Genomic DNA, 22,287 nt, shown 5'->3' with positions numbered 1-22,287 from the left:
CCTGAGCGTGTCTCTCCGGTTCCCTGGGCTTGTCTCTCCGGTTCCCTGGGCTTGTCTCTCCGGTTCCCTGGGCTTGCCTCTCCGGTTCCCTGAGCTTGTCGAAGGGCGCCGAGCGAAGCGAGGCGGAGTTCGATTTAGGCAACGCCGAAGTGACGTAGTTTGCCATTGAGTGGCGGTCGCGAATCAGCTGAAGCCCCGCCCTGCGGAAGCCCGGATGCGGCCCCTACGATGGCTCGTAGTAGAGCAATTTGGAAAGGTCGTGACATCCGCGATGTCTACCGAACCCCGGGACATGACGCCCCAGCCGGATCTCAGTCAGGGCAAGGGGCGCGTCGCCCCTGTCAGGTCCCGCAGGCCGATCTACCTCGACATGCTGCCCCCGTGTAACGCGGGCTGCCCCGCCGGGGAGAACATCCAGGAGTGGCTGCGGCTGATCAAGGTCGGCGAGGCCGAGGCCGCGTGGCGCCAGCTGGTCGCCGACAACCCGTTCCCCGCCGTCCATGGCCGCGTCTGCTACCACCCGTGCGAGACTGCCTGTAACCGCGGCGGCCTCGACTCGTCGGTGTCCATCCACTCGGTTGAGCGCTACCTCGGCGACCTGGCCATCGAGAAGGGCTGGCAGTATCCGAAGCCGCGCAGGCAGTCGGGCCGCCGGGTGATGGTCATCGGCTCCGGCCCCGCCGGCCTGTCGGCCGCGTACCACCTCGCGCGCCTCGGCCACGAGGTCGAGATCTTCGACGCCGGCGACGAGCCCGGCGGCATGATGCGCTACGGCATCCCCGAGTACCGCCTGCCGCGCTCCGTGCTCGACGCCGAGCTGGGACGCCTCGTCGAGCTCGGCGTCGTGTTCCACCAGAACTCGCCCATCAAGGACCTGCTGAAGGCCCAGGCCGACGGCGGCTTCGACGCCGTCTTCGTCGCGGTGGGCGCCCACATCTCCAAGCGCGTCGACATCCCGACGGCCGACGCCTCGCACGTCGTCGACGCCGTCAGCTTCCTGCGTGACGTCGCGTCTGGCGAGCGGCCGAAGATCGGCCGCCGGGTCGCCGTCTACGGCGGCGGCAACACCGCGATGGACGCGGCCCGCGTCGCCCGTCGATTGGGCGCGGAGGAGTCGGTCGTCGTGTACCGCCGCACCGAGGCGCAGATGCCTGCCAACGAGGAGGAGCGCGAGGGCGCCGAGGCCGAGGGCGTCAAGATGAACTGGCTGCGCACCATCACGTCGGTCGACGACGACATCACGGTCGAGATCATGGAGCTCGACGACGAGGGTCGCGCGGTGGGCACAGGCCGCTTCGAGAAGCTGGCCGCCGACACCGTCATCCTCGCGCTCGGCCAGCGCGCCGACACGCACTTCCTGCACGCCATCCCGGGCATGTCGTTCAACGACGACGTCGTCGACGTCGATCCCAACACGCTCATGACGGCGGTGCCGGGCATCTTCGCCGGCGGCGACGCCGTCCCGTCGGACCGTACCGTCACGATCGGCACGGGCCACGGCAAGAAGGCGGCCCGCCGGATCGACGCCTGGCTCAACTCGGAGGAGTGGATCCCGGCGCCCAAGCACCCGATGGTCTCGCTCGACCAGATGAACGTCTGGTACTTCGGCGACCACGCCCGCCGCCAGCAGCCCGAGGTGGACACCGATGAGCGCGTGGAGAGCTTCGGCGAGATCGTCGCCGGCCTGACCGACGAGGAGGCCCAGTTCGAGGCCCGCCGCTGCCTGAGCTGCGGCAACTGCTTCGAGTGCGACGGCTGCTTCGGCGCCTGCCCCGAGGACGCGGTGATCAAGCTGGGCAAGGGGCACCGGTACCGCTTCGATTACGAGAAATGCACCGGCTGCGCGACCTGCTTCGAGCAGTGCCCCGTGCACGCCATCGAGATGATCGCGGAGGGCCAGCGATGAGGAAGATCATGGACGGCAACGAGGCTGCCGCCGACGTCGCCTACCGGGTCAGCGAGCTGTGCTCCATCTACCCGATCACCCCGAGCTCCACCATGGCCGAGCTGGCCGACGAGTGGGCCGCGCACCACCGCGCCAACGTGTGGGGCCAGGTGCCCACCGTCATCGAGATGCAGTCCGAGGGTGGCGCCGCCGGGGCCATGCACGGCGCGCTGCAGGGCGGTGCGCTGTCGACGACCTTCACCGCGTCGCAGGGCCTGCTGCTGATGATCCCCAACATGTTCCGGATCGCCGGTGAGCTGACCTCGACGGTGTTCCACGTGGCTGCCCGCTCGCTCGCGACGCAGGGCCTTTCGATCTTCGGCGACCACCAGGACGTGATGGCCGTGCGCCAGACCGGGGTCAGCCTGCTGAGCTCCGCCTCGGTGCAGGAGGCGCACGACATGGCGGCCATCGCGCACCGCGCGACCCTGACCACGCGCATCCCGTTCGTGCACTTCTTCGACGGGTTCCGCACGTCGCACGAGCTCAACACCGTCGACCTGCTGACCGACGAGCAGCTGGCCAGCTTCATCCCGACCGAGCTGGTCCTCGAGCATCGCGCCCGCGCGCTGAGCCCCGCCAACCCGTTCATCCGCGGCACGGCCCAGAACCCCGACACGTACTTCCAGTCCCGCGAGACCTCGAACCCGTACTACCAGTGGGTTCCCACCCTCGTGCAGGCCGCGATGGACAAGTTCGCTGCGCTGACGGGCCGCGAGTACCACCTTGTCGAGTACCACGGCGACCCCGAGGCCACCCGCGTCGTGATCGTGATGGGCTCCGGCATCGAGGCCGTGCTGCCGGTCGTCGACCGGCTGAACGCGCAGGGCGAGAAGGTCGGCGTGCTGCAGATGCGGCTGTACCGCCCGTTCCCGGCCGAGGCGCTGCTCGCGGCGCTGCCCGAGTCCGTCGAGCGCGTCGCCGTGCTCGACCGCACCAAGGAGCCCGGCGCCTCGGGCGAGCCCATGTTCCTCGACGTCACCAGCGTGCTGGCCGAGGCCGTCTCCGACGGCCGCCGGGGCAGCCTGCCCAGCGTCATCGGCGGGCGCTACGGCCTGTCGTCGAAGGAGTTCACCCCGGCGATGGCCGCCGCCGTGTTCTCGGAGCTGGCGGCCGAGCACCCGCGCCCGCGGTTCACGGTCGGCATCAACGACGACGTGACCCGCCTGTCGCTCGACTACGACGCGACCCTCGACCTGGAGGACCCCAAGACCGTCCGCGCGCTGTTCTACGGTCTCGGCTCCGACGGCACCGTCGGCGCGAACAAGAACACCATCAAGATCCTCGGCTCGCAGGAGGGCGCCTACGGGCAGGGCTACTTCGTCTACGACTCGAAGAAGTCCGGCTCGCGTACGGTCTCGCACCTGCGCTTCGGCCCGAACCCGATCCGGGCCCCGTACCTGGTCAACCGGGCCAGCTTCATCGGCTGCCACCACTGGTCGATCCTCGAGCGCGTCGACATCCTCAAGTTCGCGCGCCCCGGCACCACGCTGCTGCTGAACTCCCCGCACGGCGACGACACGTGGCACCACCTGCCGCGCCCGCTGCAGGAGCGGATCATCGAGCTGGGCGTCGACGTCTACGTGATCGACGCGGGCAAGGTGGCGCGTGCCGCCGGGCTGGGCTCGCGCACGAACACCATCCTGCAGACGTGCTTCTTCGCCATCTCGGGCGTCCTGCCCCGCGACGAGGCCATCGAGCGGATCAAGGCGTCGATCACCAAGACCTACGCCCGCAAGTCGATGGAGGTCGTGCGGAAGAACCACATCGCCGTCGACGAGACGCTGGCCGAGCTGCATCACCTGGAGGTGCCGCAGGAGGCTAGCTCCGGCCACGACCTGATCCCGCCCGTGCCCGCTGGGGCGCCGAAGTTCGTGCGCACCGTGACCGCCGAGATGCTGCAGGACAAGGGCGACGACCTGCCCGTCTCCGCGCTGCCCGTCGACGGCACGTTCCCGTCTGGCACCACGAAGTACGAGAAGCGCAACATCTCGGAGATCGTGGCCGAGTGGGACCCGGAGAGCTGCATCCAGTGCGGCAACTGCGCGTTCGTGTGCCCCCACGCGGTGCTGCGGGCCAAGTCCTACCCGCAGTCGGCGGCCGAGGGTGCCCCCGAAGGGTTCCTCAGCGCCCCGCTGAACGCCGCAGGCCTGCCCGAGACGAGCTACACGCTGCAGGTCTACCTCGAGGACTGCACCGGTTGCGGGCTGTGCGTCGAGGCGTGTCCGGTCAAGCCGATCGACCAGCCTTCGAGGCGTGCGATCAACCTCACACCCAAGCTGGACCGCGAGGCGGACAGGGAGGCCATCGGGTTCTTCGAGTCGATCCCCGTCAACGACCGCTCGCGCGTCGACTTCGGCACGATTCGCGGCACGCAGTTCCTCGAGCCGCTGTTTGAGTTCTCCGGAGCCTGCACGGGCTGCGGCGAGACCCCGTACCTCAAGCTGCTGAGCCAGCTGTTCGGCGACCGCGCGACCATCGCCAACGCGACCGGTTGCTCGTCGATCTACGGCGGCAACCTGCCGACGACCCCGTGGGCGAAGAACGCGGCGGGCCGGGGCCCGGCATGGTCGAACTCGCTGTTCGAGGACAACGCGGAGTTCGGGCTGGGCATGCGGCTGGCGGCCGACCTGCACGAGAACCTGGCGCGGACCAGGCTCGAGCAGTTGCGCCCCGAGCTGGACGACGACGAGCTGATCGACGCGATCCTGACCGCCCCGCAGCAGCAGGGCTCCGAGCTTGCGGCGCAGATGGCAAGGGTCAACCGGCTGAAGGAGGCGATCGCGTCGATGCCCGGCACCGTGGCGGCCGACCTCCGCAGCGTCGCCGATCATCTGGTCCGCCGCTCGGTGTGGATCGTCGGCGGCGACGGCTGGGCCTATGACATCGGCTCCGGCGGTGTCGATCACGTCCTGGCATCGGGCCGCAACGTCAACGTCCTGGTGCTGGACACCGAGGTGTACTCCAACACGGGTGGGCAGGCGTCCAAGTCGACGCCGCTCGGCGCCGTCGCGAAGTTCGCCACGGCCGGCAAGCTGACCAACAAGAAGGACCTGGCCATGCAGGCCTCGGCCTACGGCTCGGTCTACGTCGCGCGCGTTGCGATGGGCGCCGACCCGCAGCAGACGCTCAAGGCGTTCCGCGAGGCGGAGGCCTACGACGGCCCGAGCCTGATCATCGCCTACAGCCACTGCATCGCGCACGGCATCGACATGCGCAAGGGCCTGGACCAGCAGTACCGCGCCGTGAACTCCGGGCACTGGCCGTTGATGCGCTACAACCCGGTGCTGCGCGACGCGGGCGGCAACCCGTTCCTGCTCGACTCGCCCCGCCCGCGCCTGTCGCTGAAGCAGTACCAGTCCGCCGAGCTGCGCTACAAGGTGCTGAAGGCAGCCGATCCGGAGGAGGCCGAGCGTCTCGTCTCGCTGGCCCAGGCCCAGGTCGACCGGCGCTGGCAGGAGTACGAGGAGCTCGCAACCAGAGGCGCCGAACGCTTCGCCGCCGACCCCAGGAGGGACTGACCAATGGATCTCACGACGAAGTACCTCGGACTCGAGCTGCGCAACCCGCTCGTCGCGTCCGCCGGGCCGCTCTCCCAGACGGTGGCGGGCATCCGTTCGCTGGACGACGGGGGCGTCGGCGCGATCGTGCTCTACTCCCTGTTCGAGGAGCAGTTGCGCCGCGAGGCCGCGTCGATCGCCGAGCTGGAGGAGCTGTACGACGACTCTTTCGCGGAGGCGATCAGCTACTTCCCCAACGTCCCGAACACACGCCGAGACGCCAGCCACCCGTACCTCAGGCTGGTCGAGGAGGCCACGCGGCTGTGCGAGGCGCCTGTCATCGCGTCGCTCAACGGCGCGTCGGTCGGCGGTTGGACCGACACGGCCCGCCGCCTCGAGGAGGCCGGCGCCGCGGCGATCGAGCTGAACATCTACTACGTGCCCGGCGACCTGACGATGACCGGCCGCGAGGTCGAGCAGCGCCACGTCGACATTCTGGCCGGCGTCAAGCAGGCCGTCAGCGTGCCGGTGGCCGTGAAGCTCAGCCCGTACTTCTCGTCGGTCGGCAACATGGCGCTGCAGCTCGACGCGGCCGGCGCGGACGGGCTCGTGCTGTTCAACCGCTTCCTGCAGCCCGACATCGACATCGACCGCGTGACGATCGAGTCCGGCGTGTCGCTGTCGTCGCCGATCGAGGCCCGCCTGCCCCGCACCTGGATCGCGGTGCTCCGCGACAAGGTCCGCGCCTCGCTGGCCGCGACCACCGGGGTCGACACGGCGGAGGACGTCATCAAGTACATCCTCGCCGGCGCCGACGTCGTGATGACCACGTCGGCGCTCGTGCGCCGCGGAGCCGCCTACGCCCAGGTGCTCGTCGACGGGTTGGAGGAGTGGCTGGAGGCGCGGAACCTGCCGCTGGCCCAGGCTCGCGGGCTGCTGGCCGTCCCGAAGGACACCGCGCCCGACGCGTACGAGCGCGCGGGGTACGTGTCGGCGCTGGAGAAGGCGAAGAAGACCTACGGGTCGCTGCGCTGAGGCGGACCGCCTGAGGGGGCGGGAGGGCTGACCCTGGGTCGGGGTTACCGTGACGGACACTGTTCGACGCGGAACGGAGCCCGACATGACCCGCACCCGACACGCGATCGCGGCCGCGCTGCTCGCCCTGGCCGTGGCGGGCGGACCGCTCGTCGCGGCGCCCACCCCCGCCGCCGCCTCGCCCGTCCTCACCGCCCCGGCCAAGGCGGCCGCGCTGCCGAAGACCGTCGGCTACCGCATCGCCACGGCGGAGCTGCACCTGTGGAAGGCGAGCACGGGCAAGGCCTACGCGCGCATCATCAAGAAGGGCAGCACCATCCGGCACACGGGCGTCCGCGAGCACGGACGCCTGCAGATCGTGCTGAACAAGAAGGTCTACTGGGTGACCTTCAAGTACACGAAGAAGGCCCAGTGGGTCTCCCGCGTGAAGGTCGGCGAGTCCGTCAAGGGTCGGACGATCTACGCCTACCAGGTGGGGGACTCCGACGCGTCCAAGGTTGCCGTCGTCATCGGTCAGTTCCACGGCGAGGAGAAGGCCGGCGTCGACACCGCCAGGGCACTGATGGCCGACGCCCGCACCGTCGAGGGCATCTCGCTGTGGGTGATCCCGACGATCAATCCCGACGGCTACGCGGCCGGGACAAGGGCGAACGCCCGTGGTGTCGACCTCAACCGCAACTGGGGCTACAAGTGGGTCAAGACGGCGAAGGGCCGCTACTACTCCGGGCCGAAGGCGTTCTCGGAGCCCGAGTCGAAGGCGCTCAAGGCGTTCCTCGCCGACGTCGATCCCCGCTACGTCGTCGGCATCCACCAGCCGCTCTACGGCGTAGACAGCGACGGCGTGAAGAACACGGCCCTGCAGAAGCGGCTGATCAACTACCTGAAGCTGCCCTCGAAGGCGTTCACCTGCCGCACCGGGTGCCGCGGCACCATGACCCAGTGGGTCAACCACACCCTCGACGGGGCCGCGATCACGGTCGAGTACGGCTCCTCGCCGTCGAAGAGATACGTGACGGTCACCGCCCGCGACGGCCTCGTCAAGGCCCTGGGCGGCCACTACTGACGTGCCCCGCCCCGTCGGCCCACCGGCCCCGTCGGCCCACCCCCAGACGCCAACGAGAAAACCGCGACGCCAACGGTATTCACCGACGCCAACGGTATTCGCGCGAATATCGTTGGCGTCGGTGAACACCGTTGGCGTCCTGGACAGGGCTGGCGGAGAGCAGCCGGCCAAGGAAGGGGTTCGATGCGCGACGTGGAGACGACGGTCCTCGAGGGCCACGGCGTCCGACTGGAGCCGCTGGGCCCGGAGCACGCGGCGGGCCTGGCCGAGGCGGTGCGCGATGGCGAGCTGTGGCGTGACCCCCTGACGTCGGTGCCGTCGCCCGACGAGGTCGAGGGCTACATCGCGGTGTCAACGGGACGCATCGCCTTCGCGGTCATCGACACCCCGACCGGTCGCGTCGTCGGCTCCACCAGCTACTACGACGTCAACGCGGCCGTTGGTCGGCTGCTGGTCGGCTGGACGTTCTACGCGCAGAGCTCGCAGCGCACACACATCAACACGGCTGCCAAGCTGCTGCTCCTCGGGCACGCGTTCGACGACCTGGGCGCGGAAACCGTCGCCTGGCGCACGGACTCGCTGAACCTGCGCAGCCGACGCGCGATCGAGCGCCTGGGCGCCCGCCTCGACGGTGTCATCCGCGGCGACCAGGCCCGCTCGGATGGCTCGGTCCGCGACTCCGCGAGCTACTCCCTGACCCGTGACGAGTGGCCGACAGCGCGCGATGGCCTCGTCGGCGCCCTGGCCGCCTATCACGTGTGATGGCCGCTGCCTCGTCACTCGTCGTCACCATGACTGCGCAACGCCCGAGACGACGGATGGTGGCGCCCGCCGACCTAGCCGACGACCGCCGGGCGGAGGTACGTGCCGCGGCCAGGGCGCCGACGGTGCGGGCACCGTCTCAGGGCCGCTATTCTTGTACCCGCTGGCCTCGTAGCTCAGGGGATAGAGCAGTGGTTTCCTAAACCATGTGCCGGAGGTTCGAATCCTCCCGGGGCCGCCAGCCAGAACCGTGGCTGACAAGGTGTGCTGCCGAGTCGGCGGCGGTTTGCCGTTCCCTGAGCTTGTCGAAGGGCGCCGACGAGGCGCTCCAGCGCCGACGAGGCGAGGGGCCGGGGTCGGGTTGGACCCTTCGCTCCGCTCAGGGCGTTTCGACAAGCTCAACGACCCGGATCTGGCGTTTCGACAAGCTCAACGACCCGGATCTGGCGTTTCGACAAGCTCAACGACCCGGATCTGGCGTTTCGACAAGCTCAACGATCCGGATCTGGCGTTTCGACAAGCTCAACGACCCGCGGTTCCTTGAGCTTGTCGAAAGGCCCTGAGCTTGTCGAAGGGTTCCTCGTACGGCCAGGCTGAGGTCGGCGACGGTGCCGACATGCCCAGGAAACGGTGTCGCTCCCTGTGGCAATGGGGGGAGGCCAAGGGAGCGACAAGAAGGACTCTAGACCCCCTCCGCACGGGCGCTGCGGCGGGGTCGGTTAAGCGATCCCGGCGCGGCGAACTTCCGCTGACAAGGCACGCTGTTGATCCCCGCCCCGTCCTCCGCGGCGTGCGGGCAGGGTGGTCGAGGTCACACCCGTTCCCACGGCTCGACGGGGCCGGTGACGACGGTGAACAGCGGATGGTGGGACGGCGTTCCGGGGCCGGGATCCGGCGACCACGCGGGGGAGCGGGCGGCCAGCTTCGCGGTCAGGTGCCGCCACTCGAAGGCAAGCTGCCCGTCGGTGACCGAGATGGTCCCGTCGTACCCGCCCGGCGCGTCGATCCTGCCTCTGTCGAAGCGGTACCTGCGGGCCTCCGCCTCGTCCGCGACCGCCGACAGGTACGCGCCGACGGCGGCGATCGGGTCGGTCGTCGCCCGGAACCGGTCGAGCTGCGGGTGGTTGCGGTAGCCGCGGGTCCGGCCCGCCAGCACGGCCTGCGCCAACAGCGCCTCGCGCCAGCACGCCGTCAGTCCCTGCCTGTCGAGCAGGCGGGGATGAAGGGACCACAGGCGCATGAGGCCAGTGTGTCCCGGCGGCACGTCGTCGGGCAAGGTGCGCGGAGGGATCCGGGCCGACTCGGCCGGGAGCTGGGCGCAGCACGGGACCCGCCGCAGGTGGGTGCCGGGTGGCCGGAGTACCATCAGGCCCGTGTCTGATCTGAAACTCCTCGAACAGTCCAGCTGCAGCTGCGGTGAACACGACGAGGCGGTGCCTGAGCTTGACGCGCGCGCGATCCCGCACGCCATCCGTCACGCCGCCATCCTCGGGGTGGTCGACTCGCTGAGCACCGGCGCCGGATTCGTCCTGGTTGCCCCGCACGATCCGCAGCCGCTGTTGACGCGGATCCAGGATCGCCACGGCTCCGGCATCACGGTCGAGTATCTGCAGCGCGGTCCCCAGGCGTGGCGCATGAAGCTGTCGCGGTCCTGATCCGAAACGGCCCGACCCTCATGAGCCGCGGTCCTGACACCCCGACCCCGACGGACCGCTGGGTGCGCTGGCGGGTCATGTGCATCGCGTTCGCGGGAGTGAGCCTGCTGAGTGGCCTGAACGCCGGCCTGGTCCGGCTGGGGGTGTGGGCCCCGGTGGCCTCGACGCGGGTCGGGGAGCTCCACGGCCCCGTCATGGTGCTCGGCTTCATGGGCACGCTCATCTCGCTCGAGCGGGCCCAGGCGCTGCGCAACCCGCTCGCCTACCTGGCGCCCACGCTGTTGGGAGTCGGGGCCGTTGCCCTGCTGGCGGGAGCACCGGAGACGCTCGGAAAGCTGCTGCTCCTGGACGGCACGATCGCCTTCCTCGCGGTGGCCGTGGCCTTGTGGGTCAGGGCCCCGCTGCCTCTGGTGGCGGCCCAGGCGCTGGCGGTGCTGTTCGCGGTCTGTGCGGCGTTCGGGCTGCTGGTCGCCGACCTCCCGGGCATGATTCCGTTGCTGGCCGCCTACCTCATCCTCACGATCGCCTCCGAACGCGCGGAGCTCGCGCAGCTGAGCATGGGGCCCGGCGCGGTGCGGATGCTGCTCACCCTGACGACGGTCGTCGGCGCAGGCGCGGGTCTGTCGGTGGTGCTGCCCGACGCCGGGTCGCGCGTGCTGGGCCTCGGCGCCGTGCTGGTCTCGGTGTGGCTGATCCGCGACGATGTGGGGCGCCGCATGATCCGGTCACGCGGGCTCCGCCGGTTCAACGCGGCCGCTCTCCTGGCGGGTAACTGCTGGCTCGCGATCGCGGGGGTCATCTGGCTCGTGGCGGGGTCCGTGACCCAAGGCGGCCCCTACGACGCCGTCATCCACTGCGTGTTCCTCGGCTTCGGCGTGTCCATGATCATGGCGCACGCCCCCATCATCTTCCCCGCCGTCATCGGCCGGGGGCTCCCGTATCGTGCGGCCATGTGGATCCCGCTCGCCCTCCTGCAGTGCGGACTGGCCGTGCGGACGCTCGGGGCTCTGTCCGCGGCCGTCCACGTCTATCAGGTCGGAGGAATCCTCACCGTGGTCTCCATGCTCGCCTTCGCAGTCACCGTCGGATACTCGGTGGTGAAGAGATGAGGCGCGGCCGCTCGTGGCGTGACTACGCCGTCGTCGCCTGGTTCGTCGCGGCCGTCGCCGTCGCGATCGCCCACCGCTGGATCCCCGAGTCGACTTGGCTGCTCGTGCACCTGGTCGCGCTCGGGGCCATCACGCACTCCATCATGGTGTGGAGCGCCCACTTCTCCTCTGCGCTGCTGAAGTCCCGCGCCGACGACGCGACGAGGCGGCTCACCGACATCCGGCTCGGCGCGCTGGGCGTCGGGTCCCTGCTGGTCCTGGTCGGAGTGCCGACGGCGGTGTGGCCGATGGTCGTCGTCGGGGCGTGCATCGTCTCCGTGGCCGTCGGCTGGCACGCGGCGGTGCTCGTCCGGGACCTGCGCCGGGCTCTGCCGGGGCGCTTCCGGATCTGCGTCAGGTACTACGTCGCCGCGGCGCTGTGCCTCCCCGTCGGCGCGGGGTTCGGCGTGACGCTGGCCTTCGGGCTGGGCGACGCCTGGCACGCGCGGTTCCTCGTCGCGCACACCATGGTGATGCTGCTCGGCTGGGTCGGGCTGACCGTCGTCGGCACGCTCGTCACGTTCTGGCCGACGGTGTTGCGGACCCGGATGGACGACCGCGCCGAGGCCCTCGCGCGCCAGGCGCTCCCGATCCTGGTGGTCGCGCTGACGGTCATCGTGGCGGGTTCGCTTGTCGGCCTCCGCGCCGTCGCCGCCGTCGGGATACTCGGCTACGCCGCCGGGCTCGTCTGGTTCGGGCGCTGCCTCGTCGCCCCGGCCCTCCGCAAGCCGCCGCGCGAGTTCGCCTCCGCCTCCATCGGTGCAGGCGCCGTCTGGGCCTGCGTCGCGCTCCTCATGACGGCATGGCACGTCGCCTTCTCCGACGACCTCGAGCTCGCGGACGGCTACCCGCTGCTGGCGGCCGTGTGGGTCGTCGGGTTCCTGCTGCAGCTCCTCACCGGGGCACTGTCGTACCTCATTCCGTCAGTGCTGGGCGGCGGCCCGCGGGTGGTGCGGGCGGGCGCGGCCTGGTTCGACCGCTGGGCGACCGCGCGGCTCGTGATCACCAACGGCGGGCTCCTCCTGTGGCTACTCCCGCTGACCAGTTGGGCGCGCGTCACCGTCTCCGTGCTGGTTCTCGCGGCCTTCGCGGTGTTCGTCCCGCTACTGATCGTCGGCACCCGGGCGTCGGTCGCGGAGCGACGCAGGGCCGTCCGCGGGGAACCGGCCACGGGCCCGACGCAGCGACCCGCCGCGCTGACCGGCAACGGGCTCATCGCGGGCATCGCCGCCCTCTCCCTGGCGCTGACGCTCGGCTTCGGCCTCGACCCGCAGGCCGTCGGCGGGACGACGACGTCGGCGCAGGTTCCCGCGACGGGCCGGACCGTCGAGGTGGACGTCACCGCCCACGACATGCAGTTCAGGCCGAGCAGCGTCGAGGTCAACGCCGGCGACCGCCTCGTCATCCACCTCACGAACACCGACCCCACGAACGTGCACGATCTGTCCATCGGCGGTCAGCGGACCCCGAGGCTCGCCGAGGGGGAGACCGCCGACCTCGACCTCGGCATCGTCGGCGCGAGCGAACAGGGCTGGTGCACCGTCGTCGGTCACCGACAGATGGGCATGACATTCGACATCGTCGTGAACGGCACGGCCGCGACCGCATCCCCCGACGACCACGCCACCATGGACCACGGCGCGACGGCGGACGACGACGCGGCCGTCGGCTCGGTGGTCGACCCGACGGCCCCGGTCCTCGACGACGGCGACGTGCACCGCTACGAGTTCCGCGTAACCGAGGTGCCGCTCGAGGTGGCGCCGGGCCTGTGGCAGACCCGGTGGACGTTCAACGGCAACGGCGTCGGGCCGGTGCTGCGGGGGCGGGTGGGCGACACGTTCGAGATCACGCTGATCAACGACGGGTCGATGGGCCACTCGATCGACTTCCACGCCGGCGACATCGCGCCCGACGACCCCATGCGGACCATCGCGCCGGGGGAGAGCCTCGTCTACACCTTCACCGCGAACCGCGCCGGGGTGTGGATGTACCACTGCTCAACCGCCCCGATGAGCTCCCATATCTCCGCGGGCATGCACGGCGCGGTCATCATCGAGCCGGAGGAGGGCCTAGCGGAGGTCGACCGGGAGTATGTCGTCGTCCAGTCAGAGGTGTACGGCCAGCTCGCCGACAGCGCCGACGGTGCCACCGAGGTGGACGCCGCCGCGGTCGCCACCGGCGACCCGACGAGGGTGGTGTTCAACGGTATCGCCAACCAGTACGACCAGGAGCCGTTCGTCGCGGAGGTCGGGGAGACGGTGCGTTTCTTCGTGCTCGATGCCGGCCCCAGCCGGGCGACGAGTTTCCACATCGTCGGCGGCCAGTTCGACACCGTCTACCGCGAGGGTGCCTACCTGCTCCGCGACGGCGTGGATGCGTTCGGTTCCACCGGTGGAGGCAGTCAGGCGCTGGCACTCCAGCCGGCCGAGGGCGGGTTCGTCGAGCTGAGCTTCACCGAGGCCGGTCATTACCCCGTCGTCAGCCACGTGATGATCGACGCCGAGCGTGGGGCGCACGGCGTCGTCGAGGTGACCGGGTAGCTCAGGCGGCGGCGGAAAGCAGTTGCCAGCCGCCGTCGGGGCGCTCGCCCGCGGTGGCGAGTTCGTCGCCGATCCGCACCATGAATCCGCCGGGGAGAAGGGCGCGGAGCCGGGCGACGATCCGCTCGGCCAGCCTGGCCTTCGCCAGCGACGCGATGCCCATCCGCTGCCAGTACGCGACGCGAACCTCGGCTGCGGAGACCGCCTCCTCGACGACCGGCACCGCCGGCATCAGGGCCTCGGGTCGGGTGGTGACGACGGCGCAGCGGACGCCGTCAACGGTGAAGACTGCTTCGTGGCTGAGGATCATCATGGGCCAACCCTGTAACTGGAAATTGTGTGAAGTCTGTGAGACACGCCAGAGAGGCGTGTGAGAGGCTCCGGACTCTCCGCTGCGCGGGGTCCGGTTAGGATCGGATGCGGAATCCGACGAAGGGAATCGACGTGTCAGCAGCTGGTCTGCAAGCCGCCAGGGACAAGATGCTAGCCGCGGGGGTGTCAGCCCCGGCCATCGAGGTGTTCTCCCGTTTCTACGAACTTCTCGAGTCGGGTGAGACCGGCGTCATCCGCGAGGACACCATCGAGCCGCTCCTCGACCCGCCGATGCTCGCCGACGTCGACATCAGCGGCGCCGAGGCCCGCGAGGCCATCGGCCAGACCGTCATCATCAAGCTCAACGGCGGGCTGGGCACGTCCATGGGCCTCGACAAGGCCAAGACGCTGCTGAAGGTCCGCGACGGGTACAACTTCCTCGACCTGATCGTCCGCCAGGTGCTGGCCGCGCGCGAGCGTTACGAGGCCCGCCTGCCGCTGCTGCTGATGAACTCGTTCCGCACGCAGGCCGATACGCTGGCGCATCTGGCCCGCTACCCTGAGCTGCCCGTCGAGGGGCTGCCGCTGAGCTTCCTGCAGAACCAGGAACCTAAGCTCCGCGCCGACGACCTGACCCCCGTCGAATGGGCCGAGGATCCGACGCTCGAGTGGTGCCCGCCGGGTCACGGCGACCTGTACCCGGCGCTCGAGGGCTCCGGCGTGCTGGACCAGCTCATCGAGGCAGGCTTCCGGTACGCGTGCGTCTCCAACGGCGACAACCTCGGCGCCGCTCCCAACGCGACGATCGCCGGCTGGTTTGCCAAGTCCGGGGCCCCGTACGCCGCGGAGCTGTGTCGTCGCACCGTCAACGACAAGAAGGGCGGCCACCTGGCCATCCGCAAGGCCGATGGCCAGCTCATCCTCCGCGACACCGCGCAGACGGCGCCGGAGGAGATGGACTACTTCACCGACGAGCACCGCCACCCGTTCTTCCACACCAACAACCTGTGGTTCGACTTGGTCAGGCTCAAGGAGGCCCTCGTCGCGCGCGGCTCCGTGCTGGGCCTGCCGCTGATCCGCAACGAGAAGACCGTCGACCCGGCGAAGAAGGACTCGACGCCGGTCATCCAGGTCGAGTCCGCGATGGGCGCCGCCGTCGAGGTGTTCGAGGGCGCGACCGCCATCTGCGTCGGCCGCGACCGCTTCCTGCCCGTCAAGACCACCAACGAGCTGCTGCTGCTGCGTTCGGACGTCTACGACCTGACCGCGGAGGGCAGGCTCGTCGCCCGCACGGAGGCCAGCCCCGAGATCAGCCTGGACGGGCGCTACTACAAGCTCGTCGACGACTTCACCGCACGCATCCCCAGCGCCCCGTCGCTGTGCAGGGCCACGAGCCTGAAGGTCGTGGGCGACTGGACCTTCGGCGAGGGCGTCGTGGTGGTCGGCGACGTCGAGCTGGCCGACGAGGGGTCGGCTCAGGAGATCCCCGGTGGTACCCGACTCGGCGACTGACACGAAGCTGGCATCCGCCCTGGCGCGGGCGCTCACCGGACAGCAGATCGAGCTGACCCTTGAGGTGCCCGTCGCCGAGGCGCTGGCGCGGGCTGGGTTCGACGCCGTGGCGCTTGGCGCCCTGCGGCGCGAGCGTCAGCACGCCCGCCAGCCGTGGCCCTTCGAGGTGCCGATCGCGGATCTGCGGGCGGTCGGGTTCGCCCGCTTCGACGCGGCCCTCGCGGCGCTCCGCCGGGACCTCGGGCTCACCGGACTGGAGCCGGCGACGCCCGCGCACCGTCGGCTCAACCGCGACGAGCAGCGGCTCGTCGCGGACCGGCCGCCGCACTGGGGCTGAGGCTGCGGTGCGGGGTCCCGCACTGGGGCTGAGCCTGCGGCGCGGGTCCCACACTGGGGCTGAGCCTGCGGCGCGGGTCCCACACTGGGGCTGAGCCTGCGGCGCGGGAAGGCCCCGCGCCGGGGCTGAGGCTGCGGTGCGGGGTCCCGCACTGGGGCTGAGCCTGCGGCGCGGGAAGGCCCCGCGCCGGGCGGAGCGTCAGCGGGGCTGCTCCTCCTTGAGGAGGTCGCGGATCTCGGCGAGCAGGCTCTCGGTCGTCGGGCCGGCGTAGGCGGGCTGCTTCTTCCGGTCGAAGAACTCCTTGGCCTTGTTGTAGGGCATCACGACGCCGAAGTAGATGACGGTGGCCATGATGATGAAGGAGATGAGCGCGGTCAGGAACGGCCCGACGCCCACTCCGCCGGGGTTCCACGACGAGAAGTCGGGGGTGCCGCCGATCTTGCCGAGCACGTCCATGAACATCGCGGTGAAGCTCTCCACGACGCTCGAGAACGCGGCGCCGATGACGAACGCGACGGCCAGCTCGACCAGATTGCCGCGGAGGAGGAACTCCTTGAAGCCCTGCAACATGTCAGATCCTTACTTCCTGGGTGAGGAGAAACGGGTCCGCATGATCGCGGTCCCGCGAGCGGTTGGGACTATAGCAGCGGCGCTCGGTCGGCCTCCTCAGCTCGTCCGTGGTCCCGGTTCCCTGAGCTTGCCCGGTTCCCTGAGCTGCGCCCGGTTCCCTGAGCTTGTCGAAGGGACCTAGCTGTACCGCGGTTCCCTGAGCTTGTCGAAGGGCGTTGACGGAAGCGCGTCTGCGCTGACGAAACGTGGATCTGGGGTGTGGGGGTCCATGATCGGGTTGGCCCCTTCGCTTCGCTCAGGGCACCTCGCCAGGCTCGGCGACCCGTACGGTTCCCTGAGCTTGTCGAAGGGCCCTGGCTGTACCCCGGTTCCCTGAGCTTGTCGAAGGGCGTTGACGGAAGCGCGTCCGCGCTGACGAAACGTGGATCTGGGGTGTGGGGGTCCATGATCGGGTTGGATCCCTTCGCTTCGCTCAGGGCGCCTCGACAGGCTCGGCGACCCGATCGGTTCCCTGAGCTGCACCCGATTCCCTGAGCTTTGCCCGGTTCCCTGAGCTTGTCGAAGGGCCCTGGCTGTACCCCGGTTCCCTGAGCCTGTCGAAGGGCCCTGAGCTTGTCGAAGGGATGAACCCGCCGAGTGTCAGGGTGTCAGCCGGTGAGGGTGTGGTCGTCATCGAGGGCGTCGAGCCAGTCTCGCATTGCTGTGTCGATAGGGCTGAGTTGTGGGCCGAGGTCCGGGGTGCATTCGAGCCAGGCCCCGTTGTGGGTTACTTCGTAGACGTAGCCCAGGGGACTGGTCCATCTGAAGTGACCTGGTGCGATCTGGTTCAGGATCCAGGCGCCTTTGGTCTTGCCGCGGTGGACACGGCGGCAGAGTTGCGCCATGTTCGCGAGTCGGGTCTGGCCTCGGTGTCCGGGCTGGTAGCTGGTGTTGTGGTCGATGTCGAGGCCTCGGGTGCGGGTGGAGAACGGGAATGCCTCGGTGGGGCGCAGCAGCCGAAGGGCTTTACGCATCCTTTGCGTCGGCCGGTAGCCGTCGGCGGCGGGCATGTGGTTCAGGTCGATGACGGGCTGGACCTTCAGGGTGATCTCGCCGTTGCGGTAGCCGTCGCCGAGCAGTTCGCCGAGGAGGGTGGTGGTGAGCACGTCGGCGCGTTCGACCGATGCGACGGGGTCGAGGTTCCCGTCGGCGTCTGTGGTGATGTGGACGACGATCTCCACCCGAGGCAGTGGGGTCGTGGGCATCGGTGCGCCGTCTGCGCACGCCTTGACGTGGCGCGATGCGCGGAGCGGAGGGTCCTCGCCTCGCTGCGCTCGGCGCCCTTCGACGAGCTCAGGGAACCGGAGCGGCTCAGGGAACCGGGAAGGCGGCTCAGGGAACCGGAGCGGCTCAGGGCCCGGGGGTGGCTGAGGGAACCGGGAAGACGGCTCAGGGGGTGGGTCCGACTCAGGTGAAGTGTGGGGTCGCCTAGCACTTCGACCAGGCTCAGCACAGGCCTGTCGAGGTGCGTTGAGCGAAGCGCAAGGTCCCACTCCACCCGAGTGATCCAGCCGTGGATCGTCGGGTGGCTGCCAGTCGGGAGGCTCATCGTCAGGGAACGGGGGCTCGTCGCCCTCGTCAGGCGGCTCCACTGCCAGCGGGGGCTCGAGGACCGAGGGCCGTGCGGCCGTGCCTATGTCCGACTCGCTGTAGTGGCTGTCCAGGTCGATGGTGAGGGCAGGCTGGTCGGCGGAGAGGATGGTGAGCAGCAGGTCGGGGTTCATCGCTAGGGACAGGGCCTTCGCGCGGCGGGCGGAGTGGTCCAGGCCGGGGTAGCGAGTCTTTAGCCGCTCGGAGATCTGGTGCAGTCGTTCGTCGACGATCCGGCCGTCCAGCACATCGAGCCGCCCGCCGATGCTGGTGACGCCGGGTTCGAGGTCGCGTAGCCAGATGCCGCGCTGGGCTCGGGCTTCAGCTTCCCGTTCCCGGGCGGCGGCCTCGTCGACGCGGGTGATGAGTTTCCGCAGTTCCCGAAGTGCGGCGCTGGGGACCAGGCCGTATTGGAGGGGCAGCCACCGGGAGGTGACTTTCTCGGCCTGCATCGGGTTCAGGTCCCGGCACAGCCAGGCGACTTTCGCGGCGAGCCACTTCTCGACCTCACCGTTGATGACGGCCTCGAACAGCATGGGGTGGCGGTACTTCAAGTTCAGGGCGGTGGCGATCTTCTCGATCGCGGAGGTCTGGGAACACCGCGTCAGGGCGGCAATCTCCATGGCCAGGAACTCCGACACCGAGGGGGTGCCCTCTCCGCCGGGGCGGATCAGCTTCTCGGGGAGCTTGGTGTCGCGGTCGCGGTGGATCGCGGTGCCGTAGTCGAGGAGGTCGGCCTCATCCAGCCGGTAGGCCAGGGCCAGGTCGCAGATCCCTTCGAGTTCTTCGGCTTCGCCGCGGCGGCGCATGGCGATGCCCGTGCGGAGGCGTTCCATCGCCTGCCGGGAGTCGTCGCGTCGTCGGGTTTCCATGAGACAACGCTACGACCCGCCACCGACAGTTTTCGCTCGCCAGTTGGATTATCCACAGGGCGGGTTGGGATTGTCCATCCGGGCTGGATCCCTTCGCTTCGCTCAGGGCGTTTCGACGAGCTCAACGACCCGAACGACCGCTCAGGGCGTTTCGACGAGCTCAACGACCCGAACGACCGCTCAGGGCGTTTCGGCGAGCTCAACGACCCGAACGACCGCTCAGGGCGTTTCGACGAGCTCAGTGACCCGAACGACCGCTCAGGGTGTTTCGGCGAGCTCAACGACCCGAACGACCGCTCAGGGCGTTTCGACGAGCTCAACGACCCGAACGACCGCTCAGGGCGTTTCGGCGAGCTCAACGAACCGAACGACCGCTCAGGGTGTTTCGGCGAGCTCAGCGACCCGAACGACCGATCACAACGATCCGAACCACTCACAGCGACCCGAGGACCAGACTCAGCTGACCGCTCTGGCCCAGCATCGCGACCGTCGCCGCGACCTCGTCCGACACCTCCACCAGCACGGCGTCGGAGCCTCCCGTCGACAGGCTGACGGCGCCCGTATCTCCTGCCGCCGGCAACGACGCCACCCTGGCCCCCGACGCGACGACCTCCGCCCCGCCCTCGCCCGGTGCGATCAGCGAGACGACGTCACCCGGCTGCAGTGCGGACCGCACCGAGTCGTCGGTGACCAGCACGGGCACCACGACCGTCCCCCTACGCGTCGCCCCGCGGCCGAGTAGCCCCGGCTGGAGCACGGTCCCGGCCGTCAGGGGGACGGCCGCCGGGCGCTCGGCCACCTGCTCCAGCGACGTGAGGGCGTCATCGGGGATCGCGTCGACGGGCACGTCGAGCAACTCGACCTGCGTGACGGGGTCTCCGGCGGCCACGTCGGCCGTCAGCACCACCACCCGCGCCGACGGTGGACCCGCAGCCATCCCATGCGCCAGCAGCAGGGCGGCGGCGACGGCCAGCAGAGCGCCGATGGCGCGACGGTGCCAGGCCACGAAGCCGACGAGGGGGTCAAGGATGCGTCTCATGCCCCCGTGATGGCGTTTCGGGCAGCAAAAATCCCGCCTGTCCACAGGCGGGATCTGCGTTGTCCGGCGAAAACCTGGCTCAGGAGGCCGCGGCCTTCGGGGCCGCCGCGCTCGCCGCGGGCGCCGACTCCTTCTTCGCGGGAGCCGTCGACTCCTTCGCCGGAGCGGAGGGCTGAGCCGTCTCGTTCGCCTTGCCGGCCGGGATGGAGGAGGAACCGCTGCGCGAGTCTGTCTTGTAGAAGCCCGAGCCCTTGAAGACGATGCCGACCGCGTTGAAGACCTTGCGCAGTTCGCCCTCGCACTCCGGGCAGACGGTCAGCGACGGGTCGCTGAAGCGCTGGAAGACCTCAAGCTCGGCGCCGCAGTTCTTGCAGTGGTACTGGTAGGTGGGCATGCAGACTTTCCTCGGAAAGGGGTGGGAACCTCACCATGATAGGTCAACTACCCCGAAGGTTCCGAACTGTGGTCTGTGTGACCACGATGTCGACGCCGATGTCGTGCGGCTCGCTCGGCACGGTGTCGAAGACCTCCTCGTCCCTGGCGAGGACAAGCACCTTCGCGCCCGGCTTCCGATGAGGCAGAACCCGGTCGTACCATCCGCCGCCCGTGCCGAGCCGCGTCCCGTCGAGCCCGACGGCCAGGCACGGCGCCACGACGATCTCCGCGAGCGCAATCGCGTCGGCTCCGAGGCCCGGGCCGGCGGGCTGCGGGATGCCCGCCCAGCCGGGGGCCAGCGGTTCCCCGTCGCGGAACCAGGCCCAGTCGGGTGCGCGCTTCAGGAGGGGGAGCAGGATCCGCCAGCCCTCCCTGGCGAGCCTCTCGATCAGCAGGGCGGTGCCCGGCTCCCCGGGGCGCGCGGCGTACAACGCGACGACCCGACCCTCGCCGGGCTCGGGGCACAGCAGCCGGAGGGTGGAGCGGGTGCGGGCCGCGTCCTCGTCGGCCCACTGGCGCGGGGTGACCAGGGAGCGTTGCTGTGAGATCAGGGCTCGCAGCGGGTCCTTCCGGGCGGTAGCGGCCATTGGCCTATCGTATGGTCATGCCCTGGTTCGCCCGTAAGCCTCAGATCGAAGTCGTCGACGAAGCGCCGGTGGAGGAGCCCAGACTTCCCGAACCGCCCGCGACCGACGCCGCGGGCCTGCGCAGCGTGGCTGACCACACCGAGTACCTACTCAGCCTGGTTGAGCCGCTGCGGCCCTTCGGGATGTCGCTGCTCGAGGCCTGGGACCAGGTCATGTGCGAGGACATCGACTCGATGGTCAACGTGCCCGCCAACAGCACCGCCAAGATCGCGGGCTACGCCGTGCGCGCCTCCGACCTCGTCGACGACGGCCAGCTCGCCGCGCCGCTGACGCTGGTCGACGGTGGCGTCGACCGGCTGCCCGCCTCCGGGGCCGTCGTGGTCGCGCCCGGCGACGCCCTGCCCGCCGGGGCGACCGCGGTGCTGCCCGCGACGTTCGCGACGCTGACCGACGGCAAGGTCGCGCTGATCGAGAAGGTCGCCGACGGTGAGTACGTGCGTGCCGCCGGAGAGCACCTGCGCCGCGGCACCCGCCTGCTGAGCGCCGGCGACATCCTGGGCGACCGCGCCATCGGCCTGCTGGCCGGCGCCGGCGTCGACAAGGTGCTGGTCCGGCCCCGGCCCCGCGTCGTGATCGTCAGCTCCGGCGACCGGCGCGTCGAGCCGGGCGGTGAGATGCAGCCCGGCGACGGCGCCGACGCGAACTCGTTCATGATCGCAGCCGCCGCCCGCGCCGCCGGCGCCACCGTGTTCCGCGTCGCCGTGCACTCCAACGACGTCGACGAGATCCGCCAGACCGTCACCGACCAGCTGATCCGCGCCGACCTCGTCATCTCCGCCACCGGCGGCCGCCGCGAGGACTACGAGGCCATGGCGTCAGTGATGGAGGAGATCGGGCTGGTCGACACCGTCGCCGTCGCCATGTCGCCCGGCCGCACGCAGACTTTCGGCCTGGTCGGCGAGGACCGCGTGCCGATGCTGATGCTGCCCGGCAACCCGGTCAGCGCGTACGTCACGTTCCAGGCCTTCGGCCGCCCGCTGATCCGCCGCCTGATGGGCGCGACCACCGAGCACCGCAGCGCCCGCGCCATCGCGACCGGCACCCTGCGCTCCGTCAAGGGGCAGCTGCACCTGCTGCGCGGACACGTCCGCAGCGAGGGCAGCATCCGCTACGTCGAGCAGGTCTCCATGCCGCACGCGCTCGGCGAGCTGGCCGCCTCCAACACGCTGATCGTGCTCGACGAGCACCTCGAGGTGGTGCGCCCGGGCGAGGCCGTCCGGGTGTGGCTCCTCGACGAGGAGGACTGACTGTCTGAGGAACTCATGAGAGTTTCTTCTGAACTGCGG

18 protein-coding genes and 1 tRNA gene are annotated in these 22,287 nt (G+C 70.0%); 12 read left to right on the top strand and 7 right to left on the bottom strand.

Annotated elements, in window-relative coordinates; translation table 11 throughout:
- The first annotated feature begins 271 nt into the window (after positions 1 to 271).
- The 6 genes from QH948_RS11580 (at position 272) to QH948_RS11555 (ending at position 8,546) form a co-directional block, all read left to right on the top strand.
- Positions 272 to 1,906, top strand: a complete 1,635-nt coding sequence (locus QH948_RS11580; RefSeq protein ID WP_281144525.1) for an NAD(P)-binding protein — start codon at positions 272 to 274, stop codon at positions 1,904 to 1,906.
- Positions 1,903 to 5,466, top strand: coding sequence for a pyruvate:ferredoxin (flavodoxin) oxidoreductase (gene nifJ / locus QH948_RS11575; protein WP_281144524.1), 3,564 nt, complete (start codon positions 1,903 to 1,905; stop codon positions 5,464 to 5,466). Before QH948_RS11580 ends, nifJ begins: the two co-directional genes overlap by 4 nt.
- A 3-nt stretch (positions 5,467 to 5,469) precedes the next feature.
- On the top strand, positions 5,470 to 6,480 hold the full coding sequence (locus tag QH948_RS11570) for a dihydroorotate dehydrogenase-like protein (protein WP_281144523.1): 1,011 nt from the start codon (positions 5,470 to 5,472) through the stop codon (positions 6,478 to 6,480).
- Between the two features lie 85 nt (positions 6,481 to 6,565).
- On the top strand, positions 6,566 to 7,543 hold the full coding sequence (locus QH948_RS11565; protein ID WP_281144522.1) for a M14 family zinc carboxypeptidase: 978 nt from the start codon (positions 6,566 to 6,568) through the stop codon (positions 7,541 to 7,543).
- Between the two features lie 183 nt (positions 7,544 to 7,726).
- Entirely contained in the window at positions 7,727 to 8,305 is a 579-nt protein-coding gene (locus QH948_RS11560) for a GNAT family N-acetyltransferase (protein WP_281144521.1), read from the top strand.
- Positions 8,306 to 8,470: 165 nt separating this feature from the next.
- Positions 8,471 to 8,546, top strand: a tRNA-Arg gene (locus QH948_RS11555).
- Positions 8,547 to 9,116: 570 nt separating this feature from the next.
- Here the strand turns inward: QH948_RS11555 and QH948_RS11550 are convergent.
- Entirely contained in the window at positions 9,117 to 9,545 is a 429-nt protein-coding gene (locus tag QH948_RS11550; protein ID WP_281144520.1) for a pyrimidine dimer DNA glycosylase/endonuclease V, read from the bottom strand.
- Positions 9,546 to 9,678: 133 nt separating this feature from the next.
- On the opposite strand from QH948_RS11550, the gene QH948_RS11545 reads away from it, so the two are divergent.
- From QH948_RS11545 to QH948_RS11535, 3 genes are read left to right on the top strand one after another with little or no spacing between them, the layout of a single operon-like run.
- Positions 9,679 to 9,960 carry a DUF2249 domain-containing protein gene (locus tag QH948_RS11545; RefSeq protein WP_281144519.1) on the top strand — a complete coding sequence of 94 codons (282 nt, stop codon included), beginning with the start codon at positions 9,679 to 9,681 and terminating at the stop codon, positions 9,958 to 9,960.
- A gap of 20 nt (positions 9,961 to 9,980) precedes the next feature.
- Entirely contained in the window at positions 9,981 to 11,069 is a 1,089-nt protein-coding gene (locus tag QH948_RS11540) for a DUF8744 domain-containing protein (protein ID WP_281144518.1), read from the top strand.
- Entirely contained in the window at positions 11,066 to 13,648 is a 2,583-nt protein-coding gene (locus QH948_RS11535; RefSeq protein ID WP_281144517.1) for a multicopper oxidase domain-containing protein, read from the top strand. Before QH948_RS11540 ends, QH948_RS11535 begins: the two co-directional genes overlap by 4 nt.
- Before the next feature lies 1 nt (position 13,649).
- Here the strand turns inward: QH948_RS11535 and QH948_RS11530 are convergent, their stop codons facing one another.
- Positions 13,650 to 13,961, bottom strand: coding sequence for a hypothetical protein (locus tag QH948_RS11530; protein WP_281144516.1), 312 nt, complete (start codon positions 13,959 to 13,961; stop codon positions 13,650 to 13,652).
- Between the two features lie 131 nt (positions 13,962 to 14,092).
- On the opposite strand from QH948_RS11530, the gene QH948_RS11525 reads away from it, so the two are divergent.
- Both QH948_RS11525 and QH948_RS11520 read left to right on the top strand, forming a co-directional pair.
- Positions 14,093 to 15,472: a UTP--glucose-1-phosphate uridylyltransferase gene (locus QH948_RS11525; RefSeq protein WP_281146193.1), complete on the top strand. Its 1,380-nt coding sequence runs from the start codon at positions 14,093 to 14,095 to the stop codon at positions 15,470 to 15,472.
- On the top strand, positions 15,450 to 15,809 hold the full coding sequence (locus tag QH948_RS11520) for a hypothetical protein (RefSeq protein WP_281144515.1): 360 nt from the start codon (positions 15,450 to 15,452) through the stop codon (positions 15,807 to 15,809). The genes QH948_RS11525 and QH948_RS11520 overlap by 23 nt, the downstream gene beginning before the upstream one ends.
- A gap of 198 nt (positions 15,810 to 16,007) precedes the next feature.
- Here QH948_RS11520 and mscL read toward each other — a convergent pair whose 3' ends face one another.
- From mscL to QH948_RS11495, 5 genes are all read right to left on the bottom strand, one after another.
- Positions 16,008 to 16,376 carry a large conductance mechanosensitive channel protein MscL gene (gene mscL, locus QH948_RS11515; RefSeq protein ID WP_281146192.1) on the bottom strand — a complete coding sequence of 123 codons (369 nt, stop codon included), beginning with the start codon at positions 16,374 to 16,376 and terminating at the stop codon, positions 16,008 to 16,010.
- Positions 16,377 to 17,026: 650 nt separating this feature from the next.
- A complete protein-coding gene (locus QH948_RS11510; protein WP_281144514.1) occupies positions 17,027 to 18,880 on the bottom strand; it encodes a DUF222 domain-containing protein in 1,854 nt (617 codons plus the stop codon).
- Between the two features lie 433 nt (positions 18,881 to 19,313).
- Positions 19,314 to 19,919, bottom strand: coding sequence for a CpaB family protein (locus tag QH948_RS11505; protein ID WP_281144513.1), 606 nt, complete (start codon positions 19,917 to 19,919; stop codon positions 19,314 to 19,316).
- 79 nt (positions 19,920 to 19,998) lie between these two features.
- On the bottom strand, positions 19,999 to 20,313 hold the full coding sequence (locus QH948_RS11500; protein ID WP_281144512.1) for an FmdB family zinc ribbon protein: 315 nt from the start codon (positions 20,311 to 20,313) through the stop codon (positions 19,999 to 20,001).
- Positions 20,314 to 20,356: 43 nt separating this feature from the next.
- A complete protein-coding gene (locus QH948_RS11495) occupies positions 20,357 to 20,941 on the bottom strand; it encodes a 5-formyltetrahydrofolate cyclo-ligase (protein WP_281144511.1) in 585 nt (194 codons plus the stop codon).
- A gap of 17 nt (positions 20,942 to 20,958) precedes the next feature.
- On the opposite strand from QH948_RS11495, the gene QH948_RS11490 reads away from it, so the two are divergent.
- Complete coding sequence (locus QH948_RS11490; RefSeq protein ID WP_281144510.1) at positions 20,959 to 22,248, top strand: molybdopterin molybdotransferase MoeA; 1,290 nt, start codon at positions 20,959 to 20,961, stop codon at positions 22,246 to 22,248.
- Positions 22,249 to 22,287: the final 39 nt, after the last annotated feature.

Origin of the sequence: Tessaracoccus lacteus (assembly GCF_029917005.1) — a bacterium.
Classification (GTDB): domain Bacteria; phylum Actinomycetota; class Actinomycetes; order Propionibacteriales; family Propionibacteriaceae; genus Arachnia; species Arachnia lactea.
Note: the sequence above shows the minus strand (reverse complement) of the source record. Positions and strands in the feature narration are given on the sequence as shown.